14 protein-coding genes are annotated in these 10,979 nt (G+C 28.3%); 6 read left to right on the forward strand and 8 right to left on the reverse strand.

The window, feature by feature from the left end:
- Positions 1–271: 271 nt before the first annotated feature.
- The 5 genes from AB1Z17_RS10465 to AB1Z17_RS10485 form a co-directional block, all read right to left on the reverse strand.
- Positions 272–1,255, reverse strand: a complete 984-nt coding sequence (locus AB1Z17_RS10465) for an AAA family ATPase (RefSeq protein WP_368051748.1) — start codon at positions 1,253–1,255, stop codon at positions 272–274.
- Positions 1,245–2,339 carry a DUF4350 domain-containing protein gene (locus AB1Z17_RS10470; protein ID WP_368051749.1) on the reverse strand — a complete coding sequence of 365 codons (1,095 nt, stop codon included), beginning with the start codon at positions 2,337–2,339 and terminating at the stop codon, positions 1,245–1,247. The genes AB1Z17_RS10465 and AB1Z17_RS10470 overlap by 11 nt, the downstream gene beginning before the upstream one ends.
- Positions 2,340–2,451: 112 nt before the next feature.
- Positions 2,452–3,192 carry a DUF4129 domain-containing protein gene (locus tag AB1Z17_RS10475; RefSeq protein WP_368051750.1) on the reverse strand — a complete coding sequence of 247 codons (741 nt, stop codon included), beginning with the start codon at positions 3,190–3,192 and terminating at the stop codon, positions 2,452–2,454.
- 3 nt (positions 3,193–3,195) lie between these two features.
- Positions 3,196–4,086 (reverse strand): hypothetical protein, encoded by an 891-nt coding sequence (locus AB1Z17_RS10480; protein WP_368051751.1) that lies wholly within the window; start codon positions 4,084–4,086, stop codon positions 3,196–3,198.
- Positions 4,073–5,044 carry a stage II sporulation protein M gene (locus tag AB1Z17_RS10485; protein ID WP_368051752.1) on the reverse strand — a complete coding sequence of 324 codons (972 nt, stop codon included), beginning with the start codon at positions 5,042–5,044 and terminating at the stop codon, positions 4,073–4,075. The genes AB1Z17_RS10480 and AB1Z17_RS10485 overlap by 14 nt, the downstream gene beginning before the upstream one ends.
- 106 nt (positions 5,045–5,150) lie before the next feature.
- On the opposite strand from AB1Z17_RS10485, the gene AB1Z17_RS10490 reads away from it, so the two are divergent.
- The 4 genes from AB1Z17_RS10490 to AB1Z17_RS10505 are packed head-to-tail and all read left to right on the forward strand — an operon-like array spanning position 5,151 to position 7,968.
- Positions 5,151–5,870, forward strand: a complete 720-nt coding sequence (locus tag AB1Z17_RS10490; protein WP_368051753.1) for an RDD family protein — start codon at positions 5,151–5,153, stop codon at positions 5,868–5,870.
- Positions 5,870–6,481: a trimeric intracellular cation channel family protein gene (locus tag AB1Z17_RS10495; RefSeq protein ID WP_368051754.1), complete on the forward strand. Its 612-nt coding sequence runs from the start codon at positions 5,870–5,872 to the stop codon at positions 6,479–6,481. Before AB1Z17_RS10490 ends, AB1Z17_RS10495 begins: the two co-directional genes overlap by 1 nt.
- Before the next feature lies 1 nt (position 6,482).
- On the forward strand, positions 6,483–7,115 hold the full coding sequence (locus AB1Z17_RS10500; protein WP_368051755.1) for a CoA pyrophosphatase: 633 nt from the start codon (positions 6,483–6,485) through the stop codon (positions 7,113–7,115).
- A gap of 40 nt (positions 7,116–7,155) precedes the next feature.
- The gene (locus tag AB1Z17_RS10505; RefSeq protein WP_368051756.1) at positions 7,156–7,968 is read left to right on the forward strand and encodes a lysophospholipid acyltransferase family protein; all 813 of its coding nucleotides are present in this window, start codon (positions 7,156–7,158) and stop codon (positions 7,966–7,968) included.
- Between the two features lie 67 nt (positions 7,969–8,035).
- Here the strand turns inward: AB1Z17_RS10505 and AB1Z17_RS10510 are convergent, their stop codons facing one another.
- Positions 8,036–8,506: a Dps family protein gene (locus tag AB1Z17_RS10510; RefSeq protein WP_368051757.1), complete on the reverse strand. Its 471-nt coding sequence runs from the start codon at positions 8,504–8,506 to the stop codon at positions 8,036–8,038.
- A gap of 111 nt (positions 8,507–8,617) precedes the next feature.
- Between AB1Z17_RS10510 and AB1Z17_RS10515 the strand changes: the two genes are divergently transcribed.
- Positions 8,618–9,565 (forward strand): LysR substrate-binding domain-containing protein, encoded by a 948-nt coding sequence (locus tag AB1Z17_RS10515; RefSeq protein WP_368051758.1) that lies wholly within the window; start codon positions 8,618–8,620, stop codon positions 9,563–9,565.
- Here the strand turns inward: AB1Z17_RS10515 and AB1Z17_RS10520 are convergent.
- Together AB1Z17_RS10520 and AB1Z17_RS10525 are read right to left on the reverse strand one after the other, a co-directional pair.
- Positions 9,562–9,774, reverse strand: coding sequence for a hypothetical protein (locus AB1Z17_RS10520; RefSeq protein WP_134246984.1), 213 nt, complete (start codon positions 9,772–9,774; stop codon positions 9,562–9,564). The genes AB1Z17_RS10515 and AB1Z17_RS10520 overlap by 4 nt on opposite strands.
- A gap of 123 nt (positions 9,775–9,897) precedes the next feature.
- Complete coding sequence (locus AB1Z17_RS10525) at positions 9,898–10,164, reverse strand: hypothetical protein (RefSeq protein ID WP_368051759.1); 267 nt, start codon at positions 10,162–10,164, stop codon at positions 9,898–9,900.
- A 121-nt stretch (positions 10,165–10,285) separates the two neighbouring features.
- Here AB1Z17_RS10525 and add point away from each other — a divergent pair.
- On the forward strand, positions 10,286–10,979 hold a 694-nt coding region (gene add, locus AB1Z17_RS10530; RefSeq protein WP_368051760.1), incomplete at its 3' end, for an adenosine deaminase.

Here is a 10,979-nt window from a genome sequence, read left to right on the forward strand (position 1 = left end):
ACAAAAAAACGTTGGTGTATGTATATATTTCTAATGGTTTTCAATTTCTAGGTTTTTTAAATTTATCATCCGAAGCAAATATTTCATTTGCTGTGGCAATCTCTATATTTTTGTCTTTTGTCATTCCTGTGAAAACAGGAATCCATACGTTGTGAAACTTGATTCCTGCCTACGCAGGAATGTCAGTTTTACTCTTTATTATTAATTTTTCTTAGTATCTACTAAATGTTTAAACTCCATTCAACCACCTTACAACCTTTCGACTTTATAACTATCTAGGCACTTCAACAGATTGCACAATCATTTCAATTACTTTATCCGTAGTCATTCCTTCCATTTCGCGTTCTGGAGTTAATATTAACCGATGACGCAATACTGGATACAACACTTTTTTAATATCTTCAGGAATTACAAAATCACGTCCGTTTATAGCTGCATAGGCTTTTGAAGCATTTAAAATTGCGATACTCGCTCTAGGAGATCCGCCCAAATACAAATGTGGATGGTTTCGGGTTTTTGTAATTATTTGAGCAATATATCTCATAATTTTTTCCTCAACTAATACTTCAAAAATCTTGTTTTTATATTCCAATAAATCAGCTTCAGAAAGCAATGAATTAATTAATGTTTGCGGCAATGTCCCTTTTCTATCTTGATGGGTTTTAATAATTAGAATTTCTTCATCTAACGTAGGATAGCCAACATCAATTTTAAATAAAAATCGATCTAACTGCGCTTCTGGTAATGCATATGTTCCCTCCTGTTCAATTGGGTTTTGAGTTGCCAAAACCATAAATGGAGGCTTCATTTTATAGGTATTTCCGTCAATAGAAATCTGACGCTCTTCCATAACTTCAAATAACGCAGCTTGAGTTTTTGCTGGAGCTCTATTGATTTCGTCAATTAGTACTAAATTGGAAAAAATAGGACCTTCTCTAAATTCGAATTCAGAAGTTTTCATGTTTAAAACCGAAGTACCTAATACATCACTTGGCATTAAATCTGGTGTAAATTGTAATCTACTAAAGCCTGTATCAATAGTTTTTGCTAACAATTTAGCGGTTATTGTTTTTGCAACACCTGGCACACCTTCAATAAGTACGTGACCATCTGCCAACAATGCAACTATCAATAAATCTATAAAATTCTCTTGACCTACGATAATTTTACCCAATTCAGCTTTAATTTGAATCACGGCATTTTTTAACTTTTCTAAATCTATTCTATTTTCAAAATTCAAATCGTTATTTTCCATATTGAATTGTTTTTTTAAATTTTTCTATTAATGAATTTAACTTAATAAGTTCTTCGTTCGTAATTTGATTTTTTAAATGAATTGTATCGCAAAACTCGAATAATTTTTCAACATCTTCTTTAGAATTCCCACTTCGTAAAGCTACATTCTCGTAAAAAACTGCATCTATTTTAGTTGTTGGAATGTGTAATTTAACACGAATAAACTCTAACAAATAACTTATTTTATGTTCGGCAATATTTTTATGTTCTTGTTTTTCAAAATACATATTTGCAATAGTACGTGTAAAAGCTACCGTCTGATTTTTTAATGGTGTTATAATTGGAATATTGCGCTGTTTTCTTTTTCCTTCAAAAATAACAAAGATTAAAATACCAATTAAAGCCATATAATACGCCCATTTTAAATGTTTAGAGCCTAACAAGTACTGCAATGGTGAAGTGATTTTACTTTTTCCAGTTTTATAATAAGCATCCCATAAAAATGGGATATCATCTCTTAAATACGATAAAATATTAGCAGTATGTTGGTGATTTGTTTCATTTAAAATAGTATAATTTGTAAATACTTCGGGAAATGTATGCAAATAAAAATTCCCTTTTCCGTGCGAATGTTTTACAAAATTAATGCCTTCTTCGGTACGTTCTTCATTAGAATTTACATAACCCGTTATACCTAAAATAGTTGTATTTGTAGTATCAATTTTAGTAAAAACCTGATTTATAAATGGACGATTAAACGTATATTCTTTTCCTTTAAATGCTTTATTCAGTTGCTTAAAAAACACTTTTTCATCAAGGTTTTTACTAACTAAGCGTTCGGTTTCAAAATTTAAGGTGTCTATATTCATTCCGTGAGTAGAAATAAATACATCATTACCACGTGCTACAAATTTCATTAAACGTAAAAACTCGGCATCGCCAAAATTTAAGGCTTCATCTACAAAAAAATAAGTACCTGTTCTGGTGGAATCTTGTAAATAAACATATGGAGGAATTTCAACAGTTTCAATAATATTTGAAGGAAATATAGTTGCTAATTCTTTGTTTAGAACATAGGTTCCTAAAGGAATTTTATGTTTCACGACATAACTTGGAAACCAATTTACAGGTTGCTTTTTTGTACTCTCCAGATAAATATATCCGAAAATGAAAAGCACAAATAGTACAGCATATATTTTAGTTTTTTTATCCAACTTATTTACTATTTATTAAATTAGTTGTTGCTTCAAAATTTGCGGCAACTTTTACAAATTTGGTTTCATCAATTTCAAAATTTCCATACCAAACAAAATCGTACAATCTGGTTACATCTTTAAAAGATAATTTTATGTTTTCTTTAGAGATTTCATGAATATAATCTTCATTCGTTTTTTGTTGTTCCCAAATTATGAACTCATTTTCTTCTAGCTGTTTTAGTATATTTAAATAATAAAACCGGATTGCCAATCGGTAATTTTTTTGATCAATTGCTTGTTTTATTAGCTTTGAAAGATCTTTGTGTTTTATTAATGCTTCGTCTTCGGTAATATTAACAACAGGTGTATTTGAAGTATTAGAAACTATTGAATTAGAATTTACTTTTAAAAAGAATTTAATTAATAGAAATAACAAAATACCTACAATTATATAAGGTAGTGCCATAAGAATATTTCCAAGAATACCTTTTGCGTATTTCACTCCGAAAATCCATTCTAAAAATCGTAATAATTGTCTGCTTAGCCAATTAAATACACGTTCAATTAATGTTGGATTTTTTGCTACTTCACTTTCTGAATAATCAAAATCTTTATCTGATTTGTATTTTTCTAAAGCCTTAGCATCAAACTTTTTTTGAATAATACTACTTTTGTCTTTTTTTACAGTAAGCGAATCCGTTTGGGCGAAAACACCCATCGAAAAGCTTAAAAAAAATATAAACAATAGTAATTTTTGCATTAATTATTCTTCATTATTGGTTGTTCCCAGACTTTCTATTTTCTCGAAAGTACCTGTTAAATTTTTTTGTTCATTTAAATCGAAATAAATAAAAACCGTTGAAATTAAAGGAATTGAGTATAAAATAAATTGAAATATATAAGAGCCAATATTCAATGCTAAATAGATTGGATCCTTAAAAATTGAGAATATTTCTGTTGGATCATCTCCTCCCATTACTGTTCCCATTTTAATAAATTGGTAAATAATTGCTGGAATAGAAAACGCCTGACTTAACATCATTAATAGCATCCAAACTACAATTAAAACTCCAAATGTATTCCACCACTCACCTTTTATAAGTGTAAACGAATGCGAAAAAGTATCTCCAATGCTTTTTTCTTCAAAAACCATAATTGAGGTGGCTAAAGATAAAACAGTAAGTAAATAAATACCTGGTAAATAACAAAATACCATTCCAAAAAGTGTTGTTAGAGTAACTAGGAAACCCAATCCTAAAAACTTCCAAATATTTTTAAGTACATTTTCTTTTACTTCAGAAAAAAGTGGTTTTCCATTATGTTCTATATACGATTTTATAAAATACAGAGAAGACATAGATAATAGTGTGTACATTAATACATACACAAACATAAGTACAAAAATCCAAGAAAATATATTTGATAAAAATCCTATTGGGTCTGAATCTACGTTGTCTATTTCGTTAAAAATATCAGACATTGTAAACATATACAGCACTAAAACAACGAGTCCAACTAATAAAATTGGTCCAACTATTTTTAATACCGTTAAAAAATATTCTTTCCAATTTTCTCGAATAAATTTAAAAGTATCGGTAATAATTGCACCTAAATCGCGCTCCTTTTTAAACTCTATAAAGCTATTTGTTTCCATTTAAATTTTGCTGTTTTGTTAATCTTATTGGATAAATTATATAATAGTAAACGACTATTGCAAAGGAAGTTAGAATAATAAAAATGGCTAACCAATCTGGCATTTGTGTTTGGCGTGTTACAAAACCTTCTAAAAATCCGGCTACAATAAAAAACGGAATTGTACTAACCATAATTTTTAAACCTGCTTTAAAACTATGTTTAAAAGACACTAATCTGGAATATGTTTTTGGAAACAGCAAACCGTTTCCTAAAACCAAGCCTGCACAACCTGCAATTATTATTACAGAAATCTCTATGGTTCCGTGAATCCAAATGGTTCTAGACGATTCCCAAAGTAGGCCTTTATCGTAAAAAAAGTATAAAAAAGAACCTAACATAATTCCGTTTTGCATCATAACATACAGCGTTCCAACCGAAAACAACATTCCAAATACAAAAGCTGTCATTGCAACTTTAATATTATTTAATGTAATCATAATGAACATATTTCCTTCGCCCATTTTTTTATACACTGCCATTGGGTCACCAGAAGCAATATTTTCCAGGGTCATATTTACATAATTATCTCCCAAAATTAAGCGCACAAAATCTCCATCATTAGCAGCGGAATAAGCACCAACAATGGCAAAAAATAAAAAAGTTATAAATGTAATTAACAATTGCTTATGGTAGTTTACAAATTCAAGAGGAAATTCTGTTTTAAAGAATTTTAAAAGCCTGTTTTTATTTTCCTTTTTTGTCTTATAAATTTTCTGATGCGCTTTTGAAGCAATTGAATTTAAGTAAACAACGGTGTTACTTTGCGCATAAAATGTTTTTGCATAGCTTAAATCATCAGTAATTTCAATATATAGATCGGATAATTTATCTGGAGAAATTTGTTCTTTATTGTCCAGAACATCTTCAAATAAGAGCCATTTATTTTTATTTCTTTTTACAAATGATGCTTCACGCATTTTTTATACTTTTGCTGCTTCAATATAGCAATTAATTTTATTGAATTTTTGAGTTAACGAATGTAAAAAATACAATTGTATCAACCAAAGAGAATAAACATTAAAAATGGATAATTTTAATATAGAAACAGCACAAAATATTACTATACAACAAAATGTTGCGTCTTTAAGCACAAGAATTCGTGCATTTTTAATTGATATGTTAATTATTGGAGCTTATTATGCTTTAATTTTCTTCATTTTAAATGCATTAGAGTATTTAGATTCAGAAAATTTATATTTTTTATACATTTTAATAAGTTTGCCCGTATTTTTTTATAGCCTGTTTTTTGAAACTTTAAATAATGGTCAGACCCCCGGAAAATTCTTTTGTAAAATTAGAGTTACAAAAATTGATGGTTCTAAACCAACTTTTGGGAGCTATTTAATTAGGTGGATGTTACGATTAATTGATATAACTCTAGCATCAGGTTCTATTGCTTTACTTACAATTTTATTGAATGGAAAAGGGCAAAGGTTGGGTGATATTGCGGCTGGAACTACTGTTATTTCAGAAAAAAAATTAGTTTCAATTAATAGTACCTTAGCAGTTGATATTCCTGAAGAATATAAACCCACTTTTCCACAAGTTACTATTTTAAGCGACAAAGACATACAAACTATAAAAGAGTTGTATTTAAAAGCTAAAAAAAGTAGAAATCACAAAATGCTTTTAAAATTAAAACTAAAAATTATTGAAATTACGGGAATTAATTCTGAGTTAAGTGCTGTTGATTTTATTGATATTATTATTAAAGATTATAATTATTTTACCCAACAAATGTAATGACGCTTTTTTACTTTTTAGATATTATAGGAATTATTGCTTTTGCAATTTCAGGATCGCTCGTAGCAATGCGAAAAAAGATGGATCCGTTTGGCGTATTTATAATAGCCTTTGCAACTGCTGTTGGTGGCGGAACATTAAGAGATGTTTTAATTGGAGCGCAACCTGTTTTTTGGATGAAAAATACAGATGTGATTTATTTCATAATTGCTTCTTTTTTCATTGCTATTATTTTTAGAAAAAAATTAAAATATTTAAACAAATCACTTTTTTTATTTGATAGTATTGGATTAGGTTTATATACAATTATGGGAACAGAAATTGGTTTAAATGCTAATTTTCATCCAATAATTATAATTTCAATAGCCACCATGTCTGCATCATTTGGTGGTGTTATTAGAGATATCTTGTGTAACGAAATTCCTGTGATTTTTAGAAAAGAAATTTACGCAACCGCCTGTGTATTAGGTTCAATAATTTTTTTAGTTTTACATAATCTAAATGTAAATGATGCCATAATTTACGTTTCCACAACTTTATTAATAATTACAATTAGATTGGTTGCCGTAAAATTCAAATTGTCTTTACCAACATTTTATACGAAAGAATAATATGGAATTTTCAATTTTTAAAAAGCATATTCAGCTACTTTCAAAAGCAGAAATTGGTGGTTTGGAAGCGCAATTTAAATTGGCTCCTGAAATTAGAAAACAATTTTCTGAACAAAAAATAAATGCTCAAAATCCTAAAAAAGCAGCAGTTTTAGTCATTTTTTATCCAAATCATAAAGGAGAATTAAACTTTTTATTAACACTTAGGGCAAGTTATAAAGGCATTCATTCTGCACAAATAAGTTTTCCTGGTGGAAAAACAGATTGTAAAGATGTTTCCTTAAAAAATACAGCTCTAAGAGAAGCCCGAGAAGAAGTTGGAATTATTGAAAAGGATATTTCAATTTTTAAAGAAATGACCGATGTTTATATTCCTCCAAGTAATTTTATTGTTACACCCTTTTTAGGTTATATAAATTATACACCAAAATTCACTAAAAATTATGAAGTTGAAGCTTTAATTGAAGTTAAACTATCAGATTTATTAAGCGATTCTGTAATTAGTTCTACAATATTGTCAACTTCCTATGCTAAAAATATTATCGTACCTTGCTTTAAATTAAATAATTATAATGTTTGGGGTGCAACCGCTATGATGCTTAACGAAATCAAAGAATTAATAAGAACTATATAATATTTTTTTTACTAAATTTGTAAGAACCAAAACCAACTAAATGCCAATTTTTAAAAGGAATCCTTTCGGTCACATTTTATTTTTAAAAAAATGGCTGATTCGCTTTTTCGGAATTGTTTCTCACGGAAGATACCGAAGATTTAACAATCTTCAAATTGAAGGATCTGAAATTATAAGAGAACTTCCTGAAACAAATGTATTGTTTGTTTCAAACCATCAAACCTATTTTGCAGATGTAGCTGCTATGTTTCATGTATTTAATGCTTCATTAAAAGGAAGAGATGATTCTATTAAAAATATAGGATATATTTGGCAACCAAAACTAAATATTTATTATATCGCGGCTTCAGAGACTATGAAATCTGGTTTGTTACCTAAAATTTTTGCTTATGTTGGCTCAATTTCAATTGAAAGAACCTGGAGAAGTGCAGGAAAAGATGTGAACAGACAAGTGAAAATGTCTGATATAAGTAATATTAAAAAAGCTTTAGATGATGGTTGGGTAATTACATTTCCGCAAGGAACTACCAAACCTTTTAAACCTATTAGAAGAGGAACTGCCCATATTATTAAAACCTACAAACCTCTTGTAATACCAATTGTTATAGATGGTTTTAGGCGTTCTTTTGATAAAAAAGGATTGTTAATTAAAAAACGAAATATTTTACAATCTATGGTAATAAAACCTCCAATGGAAATCGATTATGAAAATGAAACCGTTGAAGAAATTGTAAAAAGAATTGAATTTGAAATAGAACAAGACCCATCTATGTTAAAAGTTGGTCCTGTTGAAGAATATAAACGTCAGGAAGAAGCGCTTAATAAGCATCGAAAATTTTGGGATATGTATTAAAAAAAGCCATTCTCAAGAGTTGAAAACGGCTTTTATTAATGCTATCAGTTAGGTATTAAATTAACTCTTAATTTAACCAAGCATTTAACATCCAAATAGTTTTTTCCTGCTCAGCAATAAAATCACTCATCATAGAATTTGTTCCTTCATCATTTGCTGCATCAGATTCATTTAATATAGCGCGCTCAATTTTTAACAATTCAGATAAGGAATTAACTACTAATTTTACAGATTCTACATCGTTCGTAATATTTTTTCCAACTGGAACTTTCGCTAAATCCACATAATCACTAAAAGTATGCAATGGCGTTCCTCCTAAAGTCAGAATTCTTTCTGCAATTAAATCAATTTTCTCTTGAGAATCTGTATAAAACTCTTCAAATTTTACGTGCAATTCAAAAAAAGATTTTCCTTTAATATTCCAATGCAATCCTCTTAAACTTTGGTAATATACTTGAAAATTTGCTAATAAATCGTTTAAACTTACCGTTAAATTTTCAGCTTCTTGCTTGTTTAGACCAATACTTGTTGTATTCATTTTATTTAGATTTAATATTATTTTTATACTTCAAAAGTATTCAAAAAAAAACGCTATTTATTATAATCATTATCGATAGTTTTAATATCTTTATCGTAAAAATTTATAGCAATGACAATTACCCAATTAAAATATGTTTTAGCAGTAGCAGAACATCAAAATTTCACAATAGCCTCGGAACATTGTTTTGTAACGCAGCCAACATTAAGTATGCAAATTCAAAAACTTGAAGAAGCTCTTGATACAAAAATTTTTAATAGAAATAAAAAACCAATTCAATTAACCGAAATTGGTAAAAAAATTGTTGAACAAGCAAAAATTATTGTTGATGAAAGTAATAGAATAACCGATATTGTAGATCAACAAAAAGGATTTATTGGAGGTGATTTTAAATTGGGAATTATACCTACCATAATGCCAACATTACTACCAATCTTTTTAAAATCATTTATAAAAAAATATCCTAAAGTTAATTTAAAGATTGAAGAATTAACTACAGAAGAAATTGTTAAAAAATTAAGTGATGGACATATAGATGTTGCAATTGCAGCAACTCCACTTGAAAATGAGAATATAAAAGAGCGTGTGTTATTTTATGAGCCCTTTATCGGCTTTGTTCCAACGGAACATCGATTAAATACTTCAAAAACTTTAGATGTGGAAAACTTAAATATTGATGATATTTTACTACTTGAAGATGGACATTGTTTTAAAGAAAATGTATTAAATTTATGCAGTACTTTTGGTACTAAAAAGCAAAATTTTCAATTGCACAGCGGTAGTTTTAACACACTTATAAAACTGTCTAAAGAAGGTTTAGGAATGACATTATTACCATACCTGCAAACATTGGATTTAAATGATGAGGATAAAAAATTTCTGAAAGAATTTAAAGCTCCTGCACCAGCACGTGAAGTGAGTATTATTTATCATAAATCGCACCTAAAAGTACATTTAATTGAAGCTTTGAAAAACTTAATAGATGGATTAATTAGAGGTGTAATTGCCTTTAACGATGTTAAAATTATTAGCCCTATATCACAAAAAAAAGGAGTCTAAAGACTCCTTTTGTTAGTTTCAACTAGAAGAAGGCACTTATTAAGATCTGGTTTATTTTGAGTAAACTCTTGTAACCAAAAGTACAACTCCTTAACCTCATAAGGCAACAGTCTTTTAACTGCTTTTTCTAATTCTTTTTTAAATAATTCTAAATTAAAGCTAACTTTTTCGAGTACCGTTTTTGTGTACTCAAACATTGCTCTTGCCATAAATTAAAAATTTTTAGTTGGTAAAATTAAGAACGTATTAATAGTATTAATTATTGTACTAATTTAGGAAAAATAAACCACAATTAAAAATATTAAAAAGGTAAATTGTTGTTAAATTAAAACCTATAAATTGTTAATTTTATCTAATAATTTATGAGCCGTTTCCTCCAACTCATTATTTATTGCTTTAAAGTGTGCTTTTGAATTTTCAACGTTTTTAGCATTCACTTTATCTATTAAACTATCAAAAGATTCAATAGCTTCATCAATAATAGCTTCAGTTGCTTTTTTATCTGCTTTTGGATTTAAAATTTCCCAAGTGTAACACTCTTCAATAATATCTCCTAACACATAATTAATGTCTTTTTTTAAGTTTTTTATACTAGCCATAGTTACTTTATTAAATTGTAATTGCAAATTTACATGAAAACCATCACTTACTTTATAATTTTAAGTTTTTATTTTTGAAAATAATTGAAATTTAAATATTTGAATTAAGTAATTTTGCCAAATGATAAAATTTATTGAAAACTTACCAAAAGCTGAATTACACTTACATATTGAAGGCTCTTTTGAACCCGAATTAATGTTCAAAATTGCAAAAAGAAATAATATAACAATTCCTTATAAATCTATTGAAGAAATTAAAAAAGCTTATAATTTTAATTGTTTACAAGATTTTTTAGATATTTATTACCAAAGCGCAGCAGTTTTAATTACAACTCAAGATTTTTACGATTTAACCTATAGCTATTTAAAAAGTTGTGCTGCACAAAATATACGTCATACTGAAATAATGTTCGATCCACAAACTCACACCGAAAGAGGCATTTTGTTTGAAACTATAATTACTGGTATTTCCAAAGCTTGCAAAGATGGTGAGGAAAAATTAGGAGTTACCTCTTTACTAATAATGAGTTATTTACGTCATTTATCTGAAGAAGCTGCTTTTAAGACATTAGAACAATCACTGCCTTATAAAGACAAAATTACTGCTGTTGGTTTAGATTCATCAGAGTCAGGAAATCCACCTACAAAATTTAAAAATGTTTATGCTGCATCAATAAAAGAAGGATATATTCCTGTGGCGCATGCAGGCGAAGAAGGGACTGCCGATTATGTTTGGGAAGCTCTAGATGTTTTGAAAATAAAACGTATAGATCACGGTAATAATGCTTTACAAGACAACAATTTAATACGTGAAA

The organism is Lutibacter sp., assembly GCF_040883305.1.
Taxonomy (GTDB): domain Bacteria; phylum Bacteroidota; class Bacteroidia; order Flavobacteriales; family Flavobacteriaceae; genus Lutibacter.